General features: G+C 42.4%; 18 protein-coding genes. 5 read left to right on the forward strand and 13 right to left on the reverse strand.

All coding sequences use genetic code 11. The features are described 5' to 3' along the window. Complete coding sequence (locus BUC17_RS12655; RefSeq protein ID WP_073365093.1) at window positions 1-1,779, forward strand: AMP-dependent synthetase/ligase; 1,779 nt, start codon at window positions 1-3, stop codon at window positions 1,777-1,779. Between the two features lie 126 nt (window positions 1,780-1,905). Here BUC17_RS12655 and BUC17_RS12660 read toward each other — a convergent pair whose 3' ends face one another. Further along, window positions 1,906-2,733 (reverse strand): phytanoyl-CoA dioxygenase family protein, encoded by an 828-nt coding sequence (locus BUC17_RS12660; protein ID WP_073365095.1) that lies wholly within the window; start codon window positions 2,731-2,733, stop codon window positions 1,906-1,908. Window positions 2,734-2,890: 157 nt separating this feature from the next. Here BUC17_RS12660 and BUC17_RS12665 point away from each other — a divergent pair, with 157 nt between their 5' ends. After that, window positions 2,891-3,733, forward strand: a complete 843-nt coding sequence (locus BUC17_RS12665; RefSeq protein ID WP_073365096.1) for an AraC family transcriptional regulator — start codon at window positions 2,891-2,893, stop codon at window positions 3,731-3,733. A gap of 9 nt (window positions 3,734-3,742) precedes the next feature. On the opposite strand, the gene BUC17_RS12670 is transcribed toward BUC17_RS12665, so the two are convergent. From BUC17_RS12670 to BUC17_RS12705, 8 genes are all read right to left on the reverse strand, one after another. Continuing rightward, window positions 3,743-4,120, reverse strand: coding sequence for a hypothetical protein (locus tag BUC17_RS12670; protein WP_073365098.1), 378 nt, complete (start codon window positions 4,118-4,120; stop codon window positions 3,743-3,745). 14 nt (window positions 4,121-4,134) lie between these two features. Further along, window positions 4,135-4,560: a hypothetical protein gene (locus tag BUC17_RS12675; protein WP_073365099.1), complete on the reverse strand. Its 426-nt coding sequence runs from the start codon at window positions 4,558-4,560 to the stop codon at window positions 4,135-4,137. Window positions 4,561-4,697: 137 nt separating this feature from the next. Beyond that, complete coding sequence (locus tag BUC17_RS12680) at window positions 4,698-5,537, reverse strand: site-2 protease family protein (RefSeq protein ID WP_073365100.1); 840 nt, start codon at window positions 5,535-5,537, stop codon at window positions 4,698-4,700. Window positions 5,538-5,651: 114 nt separating this feature from the next. Beyond that, the gene (locus BUC17_RS12685) at window positions 5,652-6,713 is read right to left on the reverse strand and encodes a WD40/YVTN/BNR-like repeat-containing protein (protein ID WP_073365101.1); all 1,062 of its coding nucleotides are present in this window, start codon (window positions 6,711-6,713) and stop codon (window positions 5,652-5,654) included. A 19-nt stretch (window positions 6,714-6,732) separates the two neighbouring features. Further along, window positions 6,733-8,067: an alpha/beta fold hydrolase gene (locus BUC17_RS12690; RefSeq protein WP_073365102.1), complete on the reverse strand. Its 1,335-nt coding sequence runs from the start codon at window positions 8,065-8,067 to the stop codon at window positions 6,733-6,735. Window positions 8,068-8,081: 14 nt separating this feature from the next. Continuing rightward, the gene (locus tag BUC17_RS12695) at window positions 8,082-8,324 is read right to left on the reverse strand and encodes a hypothetical protein (protein WP_073365103.1); all 243 of its coding nucleotides are present in this window, start codon (window positions 8,322-8,324) and stop codon (window positions 8,082-8,084) included. Between the two features lie 57 nt (window positions 8,325-8,381). Beyond that, window positions 8,382-8,531 (reverse strand): helix-turn-helix domain-containing protein, encoded by a 150-nt coding sequence (locus tag BUC17_RS12700; RefSeq protein WP_073365104.1) that lies wholly within the window; start codon window positions 8,529-8,531, stop codon window positions 8,382-8,384. Further along, window positions 8,498-9,226 (reverse strand): AraC family transcriptional regulator, encoded by a 729-nt coding sequence (locus tag BUC17_RS12705; protein ID WP_073365105.1) that lies wholly within the window; start codon window positions 9,224-9,226, stop codon window positions 8,498-8,500. The genes BUC17_RS12700 and BUC17_RS12705 overlap by 34 nt, the downstream gene beginning before the upstream one ends. Window positions 9,227-9,462: 236 nt before the next feature. On the opposite strand from BUC17_RS12705, the gene BUC17_RS12710 reads away from it, so the two are divergent. Further along, entirely contained in the window at window positions 9,463-10,560 is a 1,098-nt protein-coding gene (locus BUC17_RS12710; protein WP_073365136.1) for a glycosyltransferase family 9 protein, read from the forward strand. A gap of 3 nt (window positions 10,561-10,563) precedes the next feature. Here the strand turns inward: BUC17_RS12710 and BUC17_RS12715 are convergent, their stop codons facing one another. Then, entirely contained in the window at window positions 10,564-11,073 is a 510-nt protein-coding gene (locus tag BUC17_RS12715; RefSeq protein ID WP_073365107.1) for an NUDIX hydrolase, read from the reverse strand. A gap of 67 nt (window positions 11,074-11,140) precedes the next feature. On the opposite strand from BUC17_RS12715, the gene BUC17_RS12720 reads away from it, so the two are divergent. Beyond that, the gene (locus tag BUC17_RS12720) at window positions 11,141-11,716 is read left to right on the forward strand and encodes a pentapeptide repeat-containing protein (protein ID WP_073365109.1); all 576 of its coding nucleotides are present in this window, start codon (window positions 11,141-11,143) and stop codon (window positions 11,714-11,716) included. A 9-nt stretch (window positions 11,717-11,725) separates the two neighbouring features. On the opposite strand, the gene BUC17_RS12725 is transcribed toward BUC17_RS12720, so the two are convergent. Next, entirely contained in the window at window positions 11,726-12,301 is a 576-nt protein-coding gene (locus BUC17_RS12725; RefSeq protein ID WP_073365111.1) for a hypothetical protein, read from the reverse strand. 105 nt (window positions 12,302-12,406) lie between these two features. Next, window positions 12,407-13,132, reverse strand: a complete 726-nt coding sequence (locus BUC17_RS12730; protein WP_073365113.1) for a bacteriorhodopsin-like — start codon at window positions 13,130-13,132, stop codon at window positions 12,407-12,409. 124 nt (window positions 13,133-13,256) lie between these two features. Here BUC17_RS12730 and BUC17_RS12735 point away from each other — a divergent pair, with 124 nt between their 5' ends. After that, entirely contained in the window at window positions 13,257-14,159 is a 903-nt protein-coding gene (locus tag BUC17_RS12735) for a Brp/Blh family beta-carotene 15,15'-dioxygenase (protein ID WP_159433956.1), read from the forward strand. A 34-nt stretch (window positions 14,160-14,193) separates the two neighbouring features. Here BUC17_RS12735 and dnaK read toward each other — a convergent pair whose 3' ends face one another. After that, complete coding sequence (gene dnaK, locus BUC17_RS12740) at window positions 14,194-16,080, reverse strand: molecular chaperone DnaK (protein ID WP_073365117.1); 1,887 nt, start codon at window positions 16,078-16,080, stop codon at window positions 14,194-14,196. Between the last annotated feature and the right edge of the window lie 1,129 nt (window positions 16,081-17,209).

The raw sequence follows: 17,209 nt of genomic DNA on the forward strand, positions 1-17,209 counted from the left end.
ATGCGAACGATAAGCCGACTATTTGACTTTCCTTACTATCAGTTGTCCAAAAACAACAAGCCCGATTGTTTGGTAACCAAGTATGGGAATGAATGGATTAAAACATCCACGCAAGAGTATATCAACCAAGCCAACACGATTTCGAGAGCGTTATTGCGTTTGGGCGTGAAAAAAAATGATAAAATAGCCCTTATCTCCTCCACCAACCGAACCGAATGGAACGTTTGTGATATTGGGATATTGCAAACTGGAGCGCAAACGGTGCCTATTTATCCGACAATTTCTGCTGAAGATTATGCCTACATTTTAAATCACTCTGAATCGCAATACTGTTTGGTTTCGGATGCTGTAGTTTTTGAAAAAATCAGTCAAATCCGCAGTCAGGTGCCCCATTTAAAAGAAGTGTATGCGTTTGACGATCTTTCGGATTGTACTTCTTGGAAAAAATTATTGGAATTAGGGGCCGATGCCTCCAATCAATCCGAAGTGGAGCAACGGATGAATGAGGTACAAACTACTGATTTGGCGACGATTATTTATACGTCTGGTACCACTGGAAAGCCTAAAGGCGTGATGTTGTCGCATCAAAACATTGTCTCCAATGTGATTGACAGTGCAGAACGCATTCCTTTTGAAGAAGGAAAAAGTCGTGCCCTCAGTTTCTTGCCAGTTTGCCATATTTTTGAGCGGATGATATTGTATATTTATCAGTATTACTCCGTTTCCATCTATTTTGCTGAAAATATTGAAAAGTTATCCGATAATATCAAAGAGGTAAAACCCAATGTATTTTCTGTAGTGCCGCGTTTGTTGGAAAAAGTTTACGACAAAATTTATCAAAAAGGAGCCGAATTAACCGGAATCAAGAAAGCTTTGTTTTTTTGGGCACTGAATCTTGGGTTGCGGTACGAACCGTATGGTGCCAATGGCGCTTGGTATGAATTTCAACTCAAAATAGCGCGAAAACTGATATTCAGTAAATGGAAAGAAGGTTTGGGTGGTCAATTAAATGTTATGGTCTCCGGAAGTGCCGCACTGCAACACCGTCTAATTCGTGTATTTGCTGCTGCGGGTATGCCTGTTATGGAAGGATACGGTTTGACTGAAACGTCGCCTGTGATCTCGGTAAATGATCAGAAAAACTTCGGATTTAAAGTGGGAAGTGTGGGGCGCGTGATTCCCAATGTAACCGTAAAAATTGCTGAAGATGGAGAGATCTTGTGTAAAGGTCCCAACGTAATGATGGGCTATTACAAAGATCCTGTTTTGACGGGAGAAGTCTTGAAAGACGGTTATTTCCATACAGGTGATATTGGAGAAATTGACAAAATGGGCTTTTTGCGCATTACCGATCGTAAAAAAGAGATGTTTAAAACGTCTGGCGGAAAATACATCGCACCACAAATGATTGAAAATGCCATGATGCAATCGTTTTTTATTGAACAAATCATGGTGATTGGCGATGGTGAAAAAATGCCCGCTGCGTTGATTCAACCGAGTTTTGACTTTATCCGAGAATGGGCCAAACGCCACAACGAATCAGTAGGCACAACGCCTGAAGAAATTGCACAAAATCCGCAAGTGAAAGCCCGTATTCAGGATGAAGTAGATAAAATCAATGAACGTTTTGGGAATTGGGAACGCATCAAAAAATTTGAACTTACCCCCACGCTTTGGAGTATTGACGGGGGTGAATTAACGCCTACCTTAAAATTAAAACGCAAGGCAATCAAAGAAAAATACCAGCACCTTTACGATGCTATCTATCGCGAAGAATAGCTATAAATCTTACCTAGTAAAACACCCCAATGGCAAGCACTAAAGGGGTGTTTTTTTTTTGGGAAAACCTATTCAAAATTCCACTGTTTGAAAAATTTTCTTCAAAGTAAATATACAAATCGTATTTCAAACAGTATAAATTACAGGATTCAACGGAGTATCAATCACGGCCCCTACTTGGGCACCCGGACACCAAGTTTCCCAATCCTTACTTTGGTTACGATTCTCGGGGTTTTTCAACACCATTTCGTGATCCATATAGATGATCGTCATCACTTTGCGCATGTCGGCTGTAGTATTGGCCCCGGCGCGGTGAAAGACCCATCCCGAATGAAAACTGACCTCCCCCAAATCGAAAGGCTCGATTATATGTTCAAAATCAGTAACTCGCAATTTTCGCTCTAGAAAAGCCTCACTCTCATCACTAATGGCCATCTCCCGGCCTTCGAGGAGTTTATGACTCCCCGCGCTAAACTCTAAGGGGCCCATTTCCAAAGGAGTAGCTTGTAAAGGAATCCAAGCCGTTATCGTTTTATCGGATGCCAAAGGCCAATAGAATTGATCGGCATGCCAAGGCGTAATGCCCCCACCCCCCTCTTTAAACAAGGCTTGGTCGTGGTACAATCGCACGCCTGTAACTTGCATCAAATCGGAAGCAATTTTGGCCAACCGTTTACTCATGACAAGCGTTTTAATGGTCTCATTTTCCCTCCACAAATTGAACAATTGAAGAAAGGCTTTGCCATAAGTAGTGCGGTCTTCAAGTGCAGGAAGTTCGGTTGTCATGGAGGCGACTTGGGCAGCGATTTCACGATTGAAAAAGGCAATGGTTTCTGCGTTTAACACCGCTTTGAGTTTGATAAACCGATGGGTTTCATAAAAATCAAGCTGTGCAGCGGTAAGCGTCATTGGTATGTCTAAAAAGGTGCTAATGCTTTCTGGAACGGGATGCATAGGTTTATTATTTTATTGACAATAAGGGAATACTATTCCACTAACGTGAACAAAAATAATTGGATGCAGTCATTTTCTTTTTTCGTAAAAAATCAAAAACCGACACTATATTGAATTAATAAGCTATTTTTATGGTAAATTTTATTCAATTTAGACGATGAAACCCATTTTTGAAAACATCCCGCACGACAAAGGCGCCTCGAGTTTTCATGCCTATCGCATTGTGGTTCCCTTTTTTGAATTCAAATGGCATTTTCATCCTGAGTATGAACTAACGTATATTGTAAAAGGATCGGGATACCGTTTGGTGGGAAATACGTATGAAGATTTCCAAGCGGGTGATTTGGTTTTATTGGGACGCAATGTGCCGCATACTTGGTCGGGAAAGTCGCTTGACGGAGTGTCCGTTGAGGCGGTAGTCATTCAATTTGGAAAAGAACCCATGCAGTCGTTATTGGCCTCACCAGAAGGAGCGGCTTTACACCAGCTGTTGAATGAAGCCGCACACGGGGTTCGGTTTCCTGTTCGAGAAGTCTGGATAGAACAGCTCAACCGTTTGTTAGCCATGGAAGGCATGCTACGTATGCTTCATGGATTGGCACTTTTGGAAGAACTTGCCCAAGCCCCTTATGAGCGAATCAGTCCAAATCCAATTCAGCACTCCTTTTCACCCCAACAAGAACTACGCATCAATACTATTTGTCGTTACATTATGAATCACTTTAACGATCCGTTGACGGTTGAAAAGGTGGCTACGGTGAGCGGAATGAGCACGAGTAACTTTTGTAAGTTTTTTAAAAAAGCGACTGGAAAAACTTTCTCTGACTATGTGAATGAAATTCGCATTCAAGAAGCCTGCATCTTGCTAAGAGAAACGGAGCGAAAAATTAGTACTATAGCCAGCGACTGTGGATTTGAAACCTTGAGTTATTTCAATCGGGTCTTTTTGACAAAGAAAAAATGCCGACCCATGGCGTATCGGAAATACTTTTTGCGATGATAAATACACTTAGTCGGAGAGCGGTTGCTGGTGGAGATAGCGAAACATCGTGATGTGATCATCGGTTACTTCCATGTATATCCAAATTTCTTTAAAAGGCTTCCCCGACAGAAACAAACGTTCCTTATCAATCACTCCTTTGCGATGAAAAATACGGTTTATCAGTTCACACGAAAAATCGGTTTGCGCAAATCGATGGGCAAGAGCGGCTACCAATGCAGTACGATTTTCAAATAAAAGATGCCCTTCCTCATCGTAACCTCGAACGAATTCGGAAAAGGCACTTTCAAAAACAGGAATATCACGCGTATTCAACCCTCTATAATGGCGGTCAATGCAAGGTACTTTTTGAGCCGCTTGGGAATGGTTGTAAATTTTTGATGGCATCCCTAAAGTGTAACTTATGACAGCGGCTTGAAATACAAGAGCATCCCCTTGTCGGTGCGCAATACCAATTGGTTGGCTGTCAGTTGTACGATGTCAAAAATTTGGTTTTTATCTTCCAAAACAACCGTCACTTTTTGGGCTTCAAAGTCAGCTTTCCAGGTTCCTTTTTTGAGTCCTTTGGAAGTCTCTGAAGTATAGCTCCCGTCGGCTTGATACACCACTTTTATCCCTTCGATTTTTTGGAGGGCAGTTTGAAGTGCCAGCAGTCGATCGCCTTCGGCCAAGTTTGCGTAATTCGTATCTTCGGTTAAACGCGTTTGCAATACAGCACGCATCGCTTCAACATCGATTTGCCAACTTTTGGACAACCATTCCTTAGATTGCGCTTGAGCCGTGAGTCCCACCAACAAAAAGCAGCCTATTAAAAATATTTTTTTCATACGTATAGCATTACAATTCAACAATTCCCCTACTCCATCATTTATAATTCATAATTCATAATTCATAATTCATATTTCCCCAAATCACTCCCATAAAGATATTGAGCCCTACCCTTTCGATTGATTTAAAATGATAATTATTCAATTTTCAAAGCGCTCCAAATACTTTCTCCTACATTCTTCCTAAAGTTTATGAGTTTAGATTTTGACTCTATTGATTCCTCTTCTAATTCATTAGCTTTAAAGTATTGGTATCGTACATATTCAGCCAAAAATTTCATCTCAATTTCATCAACTTTTTCAAGAGTATAAGTCATTGTTAGGTCAATATTTTTGAAAGAATTTTCAATTATGCTTTGAGAAGTAATATGATACAAAGATATCTCTGCATCCCTTATCACGCCTTTTTTATGCAGCCTTTGGTATCTTTTGCGATCAGTATACATTATCCCTGATTTATTGGGAATTGTAGTGGCTAAAAATAAACCCAAAGAGGTTAATGATGTAAGTCCAAAAAAAGAATTGCAAAATGTGTCATTTTTAAAATAAATAAGTAAACAAACAACGCCATAAAGCAAGGATGCAATTGGCCCTGCGATTAAAACTTTTGCAAAAACGCGATAATCGATTTCATTGACACTCTTAGGTACAACGGCAACTACTCCCCCAAAATGAGCAAGATTTCTATTTAGAAATAACTTGATTTTACCTTGAACTTCCTCAACACCTATAAATGCTACAACAAATAATTTAAATTTTTGTCCCAAAGTTATTCCTGTTATGAGATGGCCAAATTCATGAATCGCTATCGCAAAAATTGGTGCAATAATGATTGAAGGAAAGTATATAAGTCCCTCTAACTTGGTTCTAGGAAAAAACTTATCAATTTGTGATTGGTCCAGAAAAAAATAAACCAAGGCAAACATTCCAATACTAATTAAGGCGCCTAGAAGTCCTGAAATGATATTTTTTTTCATTGAATATAATTGACTATTTCGTTCAAAATGCTAACTTTTAAAGTAATTTATATTCATTCACCATTCATAATTCATAATTCATAACTTATAATTCATAATTCATAATTCCCCTAATCACTCCCACTTAAAAACATTCAGCCCTATCGCGTAACCGTATACTTTTTTATCGGCATCGGTATAAAATCGAATCTTATTACAAGCACGGCCCAAATCGATTCTTGTCCACGTTTTTCCACCATCTTTAGTTTCAAACCCTGAATTCATTGTACCCACAAAACCGTGATTCTCGTCAATAAAACCAATGCCAAACTCCCGCGCTCCGGCCTCTTCGACCAAATTGATCTCAGTCCACGTTTCACCACCATCCGTAGTTTTGGCCACGCGTTGTTGCTTTACATTGGGGTCGGGATTATACGATTGGATGGTAACATAGCCCACTTTGGAGGTTGGAAACGACACTTTCCAGGTGGTTTCAAAAGGACGATTGGATTCGTATACCTTTTTCCAGGTTTGACCTCCATCGGTGGTTTTCAATATTAAGGCATGCGACTGGGTAATGTCTTCACTGGTTGCAGCACAAGCAAATCCTGTATTCTTGTCCAACATTTTAATGTCAAACAACATTTTACAATCGGCTTGCATGCTGCGGGAGGTCCAAGTCGTTCCGCCGTCGTGTGAGATCATGATGTTGGCGGGACTCCCCACGCGACCTACCGCGAAAAGATGCGTTTTGTAATCAATTTTCCCATGGTTAATGTACTGCTCTTTCACGACATCAAAGGCACATAAACCTTTCACATAAGGGCCTTTGTAAGCGACAGGTTTCCAAGTTTTTCCACCGTCTTGTGTCCCGTATAAGGGAATCGTATCGGTGACATTGGGAAAATAATCGGTACCTACCGTTCCCACAAAACCTACTTTTTCATCCAAAAAAACGATGGTACGAAAAAAAGACCCTTTCTGCTCGAGCTGCTTCGTCCACGTTTTTCCACCATCTTGGGTGTGGTAAATGCGCCCAAAACCATTAACATACCAGCCTGTATTGCGATCAACAAAGGTGATATCATCTTGTTTACCGGCATAGGGTTCGGTGGTCAATTTTTGCCAACTGCTGGTTTGCGCTTTACCCCATAAAGCGGTTAAAATAAAAATTAACGGAATAATAATGCGTTGCATACTCAGTTGTTTTTTAAGGTTAGGATTGCACTAAAGCCAAGGCCCATGCGACAGCTTTTTGGGTCACATCGGGATTGAAGGCTTGAAATAATTCTTGAATTTTACCCTGACTAAAAGTGTCATAGGCTTGTTGCATCGTCCCAGAACGGGCAAAATAATGGTCGGTCAATGGGAAGGAAAGTAAAGCGGCATTTCCGGGATGGTAATGGTTAACCGTTTGCACAATCTGTTCGTGATCGGGTAATGAAAAAGCCTGAAAATCCGACTCCCCGTAGAGCACCAACACCTTTCCAGTAGTATTTTTCCAATTGTCCAACAGCGGGTAATCCTGAATTTGACGCCAATACTCTTGATTACGATCAAAAATGCGGTCTTTACCGTCGTATTGCCAATCGGTTTCCAAGACGGCTTTCTTCTCGGGATCGGCGGCAATCGATTCCAAACTTTTTTTACGAATGAAATAGTCAAACGCAATATCGGCCTGAATACGGCACTTGCTCTCGTATTCCATAGGGGGAAGTTTGGCTAATTTAAGTTGCAATCGATTCATTTCCAACTGGTATTCAAACCAACTTTTGGCTGTCGTACCGTAGACCATAACACCGCGAACTTTTTCACCAGCGCTGATTGCAGGCGCAATAATTCCACCCATCGAGTGCCCGAAAATAAAGAGCTTCTCAGTATCGACAAAGGGTAAGGATTTCATTTTTTGGAAGCCCGCTTTGAAACTCTCCACTTCATCATACAAGGTCGTGGTACTGCAATCGGGCGTGTTTTGGCTGTCTCCTAACCCACTTTTTTCAACGCGCACCACTACAAATCCGGCATTGTGAAACGCTTGGACAACTCGACCGTAAGGATGATCGGGAGTTAAGCCATCCACAGAACTACAGGTATAACCCGGAATGAATAGTACCGCTGGAAGTTTGCCTGTCCCCTCGGGTTTATTGATAATCACACTCAATTGACCGCCTTTGAACGGTACCCGATCATACGTAACGGTTCCTTTTGCAACCGATTCGCGATCGCGTCCCACCCACGTGGTTTTGATTTCTTGTTGCGAACCCGCCCGTCGTATTGTAAATGTAACCGCTTGTTTTTCGGTGTATTGGGCAATCGTGGGCGCCACTTCACTTAGATCCTGTAACGTTTTTCCGTTTATTTGCAACAGTACATCTTGGGCTTGCAATCCAGCCGCTTTGGCAGTACCTCCTACGACTTGATTGAGGGTAATCCCGCCTTGGGGATCGGCACTGAGTCGGGCACCCAACCACGGACGACGGGGCAACGGTTGAGCAGTTACCAAGGCAATCCCAAATACGATAAGCCCTAATTGAAATCCTAATTTTCGCATAGCTTTTCTTTTTACTAATTAAAATGAGATGTAGAGAACAACAGTACCCCTGAGACAAGGACCAGAATTAATTCAGAAAGCAAAACCGTTTTCTGCCAAAGGGGCTTGTTGTTCCAAGCTTGTGTGGGGGTGAAGGGATCGAATGCCAATCCCAACCCGAGGTAGATCAAGGCTTGCCCCCAATCTTTTTGTATGATATGGAAAACGCCTACGAACACAAAGAGCAGGTGCAATCCTCGTCCGAATGTATTTTTCATCTTCTTTTTTAGTCAAAAATACGGGGACAATTGGAAGGAGGGGGTGTCAAAAATTGCTTATTTCACCGCAGAGGGCGTTTGTCCAAATTTCTTTTTAAAGGCTTTACAGAAGGCTGATTTATCCGCAAAACCGGTTTGAAAAGCCACTTCGGCCACGGCATGACCTTCGCGCATTAATAATTGAGCGTGTTGCAAACGCAAATGCAAGACGTATTGGTAGGGTGTACGTCCAAATAATTTTTAAAAAGTCGTATAAAATGATACTCTGACAAATGGGCTTCTTGGGCTATGGAAGAGAGCGCAATGGGTTCCAAATAATGCCGTTCGATATACAAACGCGCCTCGTGAACGAAATCGAACAAACGCTTACTAGTTTCTTGCTTCACCGTTTTTAGACGCGTAAATTGCTGCCAAAGAACCGCTTGATCTTTGACCATACACTCGCCCAAGGTATAAAACAACTCTTGATGCAATACGGCTTCCTCTCGGGTTAAGGCTTCAAAATGTTGTTCGATATGGCGAATAGCATAGCCCAAGTGGGTGTGTGCCGCAGTGTAACGGTTGATCATTTGCTCTTGTTGCAAAATAAAAGCCGCCAACTCGGGTTGCGTACCGTATTCAAAATCCAAAATCTCTTGAATCACTTCGGGTTGAATGTCTAAACAAATGCCTAAAACAGGTTGGGGACTATCGATAATGATATGCGAAGAAGTTGTTGCATTCCCTACTATGTACTCGCCCGATTCCACCCGGTACGTTCGATTGTCAATGCGGTATTGCTCACAACCCCGTACCACGTATTTGGCCGAAAAAGCTGAAAATTCAACGCGACTGTCATACGCTTGTACACCCGAAACCCGAATTTCACCATTCTTTGGCGCAGAAAGTACCACTTTATTCATAGAAGCGCTTTTTTACTTTAGTCCAACACCCCTATGTTTTGTTACATCGCAACTGAAAAAAAACGCTGTGGGTTTTTGCAAAAAAACGGCTAAGGATATCCATAGCTTTTTTCACATAAATTAACATAACATCCTAAAATTATGTCAATTAACAGTTTTTATGTACCGCTCGCTCAACGGTAGCGTACTTTTGTATGATATCCTTATTAAAAAACACTTTAAACGTCTACTTCCTCATGAAATTATCTCCTACAATACAGCACTGGCGCAAAAAATTAACGCAAGCCGTAACGGGTCGTTTGGGACAATCGCGTCGTCCTATGCACAATCCTTCCAATTGTACCCCTACGCCTATTCGTCGTATTTTGATTATTCGGCCCAACCATCGTTTAGGGAATACACTTTTAATTACGTCTATTGTAGCCGAAATGGAACAACTTTTTCCCACAGCTACGGTAGATTTATTCGTCAAAGGGGGCATTGCTTCGGAGGTGTTTCGAGAATATCCTCAAGTTGATCGAATTCTGGCATTACCCAAAAAACATTTTAAAGCATTGGGTACCTATCTGTGGACGTGGGTTCGGTTGCGAATGCGGGCGTATGACCTTGTAATCAATAGTGTATCGCATTCGTCATCAGGACGATTGGCTACAGCTTGGGCGCGTGGAACATACAAATGGTATGGCGACCGAAATGAAAACGTACAAGTCCTACGCTCCCAACTAATTCCCCACATGGCGCATGGTTTGGTTATGGATTTTCGGACGTTTTGGATCCCACAAACGCTTTTTATGACCCCGCGTCCGTTGCCGCTTATGGATATAAAGCTTTCAGTAGCTGAAAAAAATATGGGGAGAGCGCTATTGGATTCAATGGTCTCAAACGAGAAAAAAACCATCGCCTTGTTCACCTATGCCACAGGGGCCAAATGTTATTCGCCGGAATGGTGGATTCCTTTTTACCAGCGCTTGCAGACCGAGTTTCCGAACTATCAATTTATCGAAATCCTTCCCGCTGAACATGTGTCACAAATTGATTTTGCCGCTCCCACATTGTATTCAAAATCCATTCGTGAAATGGCCGCTGTAATAGCCAATTGCACATTATTCATTGGCGCTGATAGTGGGGTTATGCATTTGGCAAGTGCCGCATTGACGCCTACCGTGGGACTCTTTCAGGTGACCGATCCTGCAGTATATGGCCCGTACGGAAACCATAGTTTTGCAGCCGACACGCGTGTCATGACCACAGAAATACTATTGGAACGAATTCACCAAACTTTAGATCACATTGCGCGTGAAAATGCTCAACGTATATGGCCGAAAGTGGCGTAAAAATTAGATACTGTAGCATTCCCCAATCACTTTGCGAATGGAAATAAACCCAATTGTATTCAGGTCCATGGTAGGCGGATGACACCATTGCAGGGCCGCAATTTCGTCGGGGGCAGTGATGCCCAATTCAGGATGTTCTAGTTCGTACTCGAAAAAAATATCAAGGGTTTTGTAATGAACGGTTTTGTACAAATAATCATTAGCCGCCGTGGTAACGTACTTGAGTTTTCTCGGATCGAGAATGATACCCAGTTCTTCTTTAATTTCGCGGCAAGCAGCAGCCTCAGCCCGTTCGCCTGGATCAATAAAACCGCCCGGTAAATCGAGGGTGCCCGCATCGGGGTCTTTTTGACGTACCGTAAACAACACCTGATCATGATAGCGCAATACAACGGCAACAGCCGCCGCTACATTGTGATAGTACACAAAACCACAGTGGTTACAAGCGATACGATATGCCTTGGTTTCGGTGATTTTGGCAGACGTACAATGGGGACAAAATTGAAAAAGCATGGTTGGGCATTTGTTCAAATGTAACAAAAACTAACGTAAAATGGTTACCTTGCTCCAAAATTGAATCATGAGTTACGTTTTTACACACGACCAAAACTTTACCCAACAAACCTATACCCAAGCCGATTTACAACATACCGAATTTGAGCAATGTACCTTTACCGATTGCGACTTTACGGGCTGTTTCTTCCAGAATGTGACTTTTGTGGACTGCAATTTTGTGCGTTGTAATTTTAAAGGCACCAAGCTCAACCATACCGCGTTGCGTGGCGTTTGGTTTACCGATTGCGACTTGACGTCGGTCAATTTTGCCATGACCGATCAGGTGATTTATGAATTTCACTTTAAAGACTGCTTACTCGATTACAGTCAGTTTTACAAACTGAAATTGCGGCAGATTCAGTTCATTCACTGCAGTATGATTGCCACCGATTTTATGGAAACCGATTTGTCGGGCGCTTTGTTTGACTCGTGCAATTTGCGCCGTGCGGTTTTTAGCAACACCAATTTAGAAAAAGCCGATTTTTACACCAGCTATGAATACCGTATTGATCCTGAAAAAAATAAAATGAAAAAAGCCATTTTCAGCGCACAAGGGCTGCATGGCTTGTTGGAGAAATATGCTTTGGTGATAAAACCCTAAACGAAATACTTATTTTTTCTTGGCTTGTACCATTGCTTTGCTCGTAGCATCGAAGGTCCAGGTAAGCGTTGTCGTTTTATTCTTTTGGGTTAGCGTTCCATCGGGGTTGATGACCAATTCATAACCTTCACGACGCACCCGCATTTGTGTTTCACTGGCATTTTTATTGCGATCTAAATACACTTTTTCGGTGATGTTATTGGTGACTTGTGTATTGAAAAAAACTTGTTTCTTACTGGCCCATTCATAAATTGCATGGGTGATGGTTGTAATTTCTTCTGTTTTATCGGTAGTGGTTACCGTCTTTTTTTCGGTCCAGGACACGGCATACAATTTATTTCCTGAAGCGGTAAAGGGGATAATTTTACAATCAACAGGCTTTAAAGCCGTAGCATTCGCTTGAATCACAACGGTTTCTTTTGCCTTGGTACCTTCCATTTGAACCAACTGTAAATTTCCACCTTTGAGTTCCAAGACTAGATTTTCAACTTTGGCTAATACGGGAGAGGCTGCCGGCGCTTTTTTCTTTTGGGCATTGACCAACGAGATGAAACAAAACAAACTGAAGAACACAACTTTTTTCATGGTATAAAGGATTTTAGTGTTCCGAATGTACAAATTATTTTGACGTAAAAAAAAACAGACGAACTCCGCTTGGAAATTCGTCTGCTTTTATGGAGGAAAAAAGGGTTAGTCTTTGCTTGACTTCACGGCCAAGTTGTAGATGACCAAACCGAAACCAATTTTGTTAATAGCATCGGCAATGTTGTACGCCACATCTACATTTCCTTTGCCCAACATTGATGTGTACCAACCTTCGGTACCCAACATGTAGCCCAACGGATAGATGGCCCAACCAACCAATACAAACCAGCATAAAATTTTGTGAGCTTCGAGTACCGAACCTCCAGCGGCTTTGGCCAACTTGGAAGCTTCGCCCAACCAAATTTCATACACTATAATGAAATAGGCCAAACCTGATACCAAGCCCCACATCGCAGCGTTTCCTGGATCAACGGCTTCACCAAAGTACCCCGTGATAAGCATCACCAAAGAGTAGCCAATCATTTTCCATAACAAGGACGTTTTGGCTCCTGCTACTTTGAGAATCAAATAAAATTCCAAACACATCAACGGCACAGTCAATACCCAGTCAACATAGCGGAAAAAGGTGGGCGATTCTCCAAAAGCACTCCAATAATCACGCATGTAAAAATAATGTACCGCCGCAATGAAGGTAATTAACCCAGAAACCAACACTGAGGTACGCCATTTTTTGTCAAACTGACTTAAGGATAAGAAGAAAAAGGCCGAAGCCGCCATCATGGCCATACATCCGATGAAAAATGTAAATCCAATGTAATCGGTGGGCATCATTTTGGCAACCCAACCGGTTAATAAACTGAAGTTTGTCATAATTTGTTGTTTTAGTTGTTATTACTTGTTTTTGTTTAATTAAAATTACAAAACATTAAACACAAATATGTTATTTTGTTTAATATTTTTTGTATTTTTATTAAACAATTTTAACGAACTATACATGGAAACTTCGCTTCACCTTCGGATTTTACTGACATTTTTCATGTTATGGTTGGCAAATTTTATTTCCGTTGAAAATCAGCAGCTTATTGGTTTTGTAGGAATTGCCTTACTAGGAATTGTACACGGTGCCAATGATTTAACCATTGGGCAACACTTAAAAGGGGGCGTTGCAACCTCATGGGAAGTAAAATTATTGATGAAATACATTAGTATTGTTTTAGGAGGTATGGTTGTATTTACGCTTCTTCCCTCCTATGGTTTACTCCTTTTTATCCTCCTAAGCGGCTATCACTTTGGCAATCAGCATTGGACGTTGGCAATGCCTTCGTCAGTTCAGCGCTTTTGGATGCTTTTTCAAGGCAGTTATGGTTTATTGGTATTGGGTATTCTTTTTTGTTTTCATGAAAAAGAGGTACAAGCGATTGTTGAAACCATTACGCAAAAATCGTATCCCGAGCTGTGGGTGCATGAAATCACCTTGATTCTCGGAGTCTTGGTGTTGGGCTTAGGAAGTTTTTTAGCGCAACAAAGTGAGGCCTTTCGGGCGAGTATTGGTCGAAATCTATTTTACCTTATTGTATTTACCCTGATCTTTTATCATGCGGGACTGATTTGGGGATTCAGCATGTACTTTGTGTTATGGCATAGCGTTCCTTCTATTCAGGAGCAAATTCGTTTTTTGTATGGAAAAGAAAATGTGCACTCGTGGTGGTCTTATTTTAAATCGAGTGCGTTGTACTGGAGTTTGGCAGTGGGCACTATGGCGATTGCGTATTGGGCTATTGCGAATGATACCGTGTTTAAAGCCCTGTTCTTTTCCTTGATGGCTGCCATTACGTTTCCGCATACGTTAATCATCGCGCAAATGAAAAGAGCGATGCAAAAAAAAGTCGGACCCTAAGATCCGACTTCTATTGATTTCCGTTGTTCACGGCTTATTTTACTTCTTCAAAATCCACGTCTTGCGTTTGATCGCCAGTCGCTTCTTGCTGTGGCTGTGCTTCGTGGGTTTGACCTTCCGCTTGGGCTTTGTACAACTCTTCTGAAGCATTTTTCCAAGCTTCATTGATTTTGTCTAAAGCAGGCTGAATGGTGTCTACGTCTTTGGTTTCGTAGGCCTTTTTCAACTCCTCCAAGGCAGCCGTAATCGCTGTTTTATTGCCTTCTGACAATTTATCCCCAAACTCAGTCAATTGCTTTTCGGTTTGGAAAATCATACTGTCGGCTTCGTTCAACTTGTCGGCCTTTTCTTTGGCTTTGCGGTCGGACTCGGCATTCATCTCGGCTTCTTTCTTCATGCGCTCGATTTCTTCGGGAGTTAATCCAGAAGAGGCTTCGATACGAATGTCGTGTGATTTACCGGTTCCTTTATCGGTTGCCGACACTTTGATGATTCCGTTGGCGTCAATATCGAAGGTTACTTCAATTTGAGGTACCCCGCGAGGCGCTGGTGGAATGCCGTCTAAATGGAAACGTCCAATGGTTTTGTTATCGGCCGCCATGGTGCGTTCGCCTTGCAACACGTGTATTTCTACACTGGGTTGGTTGTCGGCTGCCGTCGAGAATACTTGCGATTTTTTGGTTGGAATGGTCGTATTGGCCTCGATTAACTTAGTCATCACATTCCCCATTGTTTCAATTCCCAACGATAATGGAGTAACGTCAAGCAACAGAACGTCTTTGACATCGCCGGTCAATACTCCCCCTTGAATGGCTGCACCGATGGCAACTACTTCATCGGGATTTACCCCTTTGGAAGGTTTTTTACCGAAGAATTTTTCAACTTGTTCTTGGATCACCGGAATACGCGTAGATCCTCCTACCAAAATCACCTCATCGATATCGGAAGTCGATAAGCCTGCATCTTTCAAGGCTTTGGCTACAGGTTCCATCGAACGTTTTACCAAGCTGTCCGCGAGTTGTTCAAACTTCGCACGGGTTAAGGTTTTCACCATGTGCTTGGGTCCGCTGGCCGTTGCTGTAATATACGGTAAGTTGATTTCGGTTTGTGTCGACGATGACAACTCGATTTTGGCTTTTTCTGCAGCTTCTTTCAAACGCTGTAAGGCCATCGGGTCTTTGCGCAAATCAACGCTTTCCTCGCTCATGAATTCGTTGGCCATCCAGTCGATGATTACTTGGTCGAAGTCGTCTCCTCCCAAATGCGTATCGCCGTTGGTGGATAACACTTCAAACACGCCGTCACCCAATTCTAAAATCGAGATATCGAAGGTTCCCCCTCCTAAGTCGTACACGGCAATTTTTTGGTCTTTTCCTGCTTTATCCAAACCGTATGCGAGTGCCGCTGCGGTAGGTTCGTTGATAATACGCATTACTTTCAATCCGGCAATTTCTCCCGCTTCTTTGGTCGCTTGACGTTGCGCGTCGTTAAAGTATGCGGGTACGGTAATTACCGCTTCGGTTACCGCTTGTCCGAGGTAATCTTCGGCGGTTTTTTTCATTTTTTGTAGCGTCATGGCCGACAGTTCTTGTGGGGTATACAAACGCCCATCGATATCGACCCGTGGGGTGTCGTTGTCGCCTTTCACTACCTTGTAGGCTACGGTGGAAGCCTCTTTGGCACTTTCGGTGTATTTATTTCCCATAAAGCGTTTGATCGACGCAATGGTTTTGGTCGGGTTGGTGACCGCCTGACGTTTGGCAGGGTCGCCTACTTTGATTTCGCCGCCTTCCACAAAAGCAATGACTGAAGGTGTGGTGCGTTTCCCTTCTGCGTTAGCGATTACTACGGGTTCTCCCCCTTCCATAACGGCTACACATGAATTGGTTGTACCTAAATCGATACCAATAATTTTTCCCATGATGTTAATCTCCTTTATTTTATTTCTGTTGAATGACCTCTCTAGGAGTAGGCCGTGCGTTGGCACGACTCGATAATGACAACTTTTGTGCCAAGGCGATTTGGGGTCGTTTTTGTCAGGGATTGGGTGACAAGATGGCAGGGTGTGGTGGGCAGTGGGCAGTGTTCAGTGTACAGTGTTCAGTGTACAGTAAGCAGTCTCAGTCTCAGTCTCAGTCGCTGTCGCAGTCTCAGTAGCTCAGCTTCTCAGCGGCTTAGGAGCTTAAAAAAACAGTCGCAGTCGCAGTCGCGGTCACAGTGTACAGTGATCAGTGATCAGTGATCAGTGATCAGTAAGGGCTCAGGAGCTCAGCAGCTCAGGAGCTCAGCGGCTTAAAAACAGTGTACAGTGATCAGTAAGCAGTCTTTTAAAAAACCGATGTTTCTATTTACATTGGCTCAGTAGCTCAGCTTCTCAGGAGCTCAGAGGCTTAAAAAAACAGTGTACAGTGTTAAGTGATCAGTGATCAGTAAGCAGTCTTTTAAAAAACCGATGTTTCTATTTAAATTGGCTCAGTAGCTCAGCTTCTCAGTAGCTCAGCGGCTTATAAAAACAGTGTTCAGTGTTCCGTGATCAGTAAGGGCTCAGTAGCTAAGTAGCTTAGCTTCTCAGCGGCATACTTAAGAGTGTCATATCAGTGCTATATCCGTACTTTATCCATGCTTTATCCATGCTTTATCCATACTTTATCCATACTTTATCCATACTTTATCCATACTTTATCCATACTTTATCCATACTTTATCCATACTTTATCCATGCTTTATCCATACTTTATCCATACTTTATCCATGCTTTATCCATGCTTTATCCCACAAGGAGCCACGGGAATAATGAGCTACACAGCCACTTTACGCGGGTGGAGGGCCGCTTGGGGGAAAAAACCCCGCGCTTTGGGGGTAAAATACTTTGAAGAATTAGGAAAAACCCTAAGGGGGAATCCAATGGGTTTGTGCACCTTTGCAGTGGTTAGTTAATAGAATTACGGTTTTCCGTACCCGCGCCTATATTGGCCTTGCGTTTTGTTGAATCCTCAATTGGCTTGACCAATTGGGGATTTTTTGGTAAGTTTAAATTTTGAAACATTTAA

It is taken from the genome of Flavobacterium fontis (assembly GCF_900129405.1).
Classification (GTDB): Bacteria; Bacteroidota; Bacteroidia; order Flavobacteriales; family Flavobacteriaceae; genus Flavobacterium; species Flavobacterium fontis.

Excerpts from the sequence above, each read along its gene's own strand:
- BUC17_RS12655 (WP_073365093.1), top strand. The coding sequence starts at position 1 with ATGCGAACGATAAGCCGACTATTTGACTTTCCTTACTATCAGTTGTCC.
- BUC17_RS12660 (WP_073365095.1), bottom strand. The coding sequence starts at position 2,733 with ATGCATCCCGTTCCAGAAAGCATTAGCACCTTTTTAGACATACCAATG.
- BUC17_RS12665 (WP_073365096.1), top strand. The coding sequence starts at position 2,891 with ATGAAACCCATTTTTGAAAACATCCCGCACGACAAAGGCGCCTCGAGT.
- BUC17_RS12670 (WP_073365098.1), bottom strand. The coding sequence starts at position 4,120 with ATGCCATCAAAAATTTACAACCATTCCCAAGCGGCTCAAAAAGTACCT.
- BUC17_RS12675 (WP_073365099.1), bottom strand. The coding sequence starts at position 4,560 with ATGAAAAAAATATTTTTAATAGGCTGCTTTTTGTTGGTGGGACTCACG.
- BUC17_RS12680 (WP_073365100.1), bottom strand. The coding sequence starts at position 5,537 with ATGAAAAAAAATATCATTTCAGGACTTCTAGGCGCCTTAATTAGTATT.
- BUC17_RS12685 (WP_073365101.1), bottom strand. The coding sequence starts at position 6,713 with ATGCAACGCATTATTATTCCGTTAATTTTTATTTTAACCGCTTTATGG.
- BUC17_RS12690 (WP_073365102.1), bottom strand. The coding sequence starts at position 8,067 with ATGCGAAAATTAGGATTTCAATTAGGGCTTATCGTATTTGGGATTGCC.
- BUC17_RS12695 (WP_073365103.1), bottom strand. The coding sequence starts at position 8,324 with ATGAAAAATACATTCGGACGAGGATTGCACCTGCTCTTTGTGTTCGTA.
- BUC17_RS12705 (WP_073365105.1), bottom strand. The coding sequence starts at position 9,226 with ATGAATAAAGTGGTACTTTCTGCGCCAAAGAATGGTGAAATTCGGGTT.
- BUC17_RS12710 (WP_073365136.1), top strand. The coding sequence starts at position 9,463 with ATGAAATTATCTCCTACAATACAGCACTGGCGCAAAAAATTAACGCAA.
- BUC17_RS12715 (WP_073365107.1), bottom strand. The coding sequence starts at position 11,073 with ATGCTTTTTCAATTTTGTCCCCATTGTACGTCTGCCAAAATCACCGAA.
- BUC17_RS12720 (WP_073365109.1), top strand. The coding sequence starts at position 11,141 with ATGAGTTACGTTTTTACACACGACCAAAACTTTACCCAACAAACCTAT.
- BUC17_RS12725 (WP_073365111.1), bottom strand. The coding sequence starts at position 12,301 with ATGAAAAAAGTTGTGTTCTTCAGTTTGTTTTGTTTCATCTCGTTGGTC.
- BUC17_RS12730 (WP_073365113.1), bottom strand. The coding sequence starts at position 13,132 with ATGACAAACTTCAGTTTATTAACCGGTTGGGTTGCCAAAATGATGCCC.
- BUC17_RS12735 (WP_159433956.1), top strand. The coding sequence starts at position 13,257 with ATGGAAACTTCGCTTCACCTTCGGATTTTACTGACATTTTTCATGTTA.
- dnaK (WP_073365117.1), bottom strand. The coding sequence starts at position 16,080 with ATGGGAAAAATTATTGGTATCGATTTAGGTACAACCAATTCATGTGTA.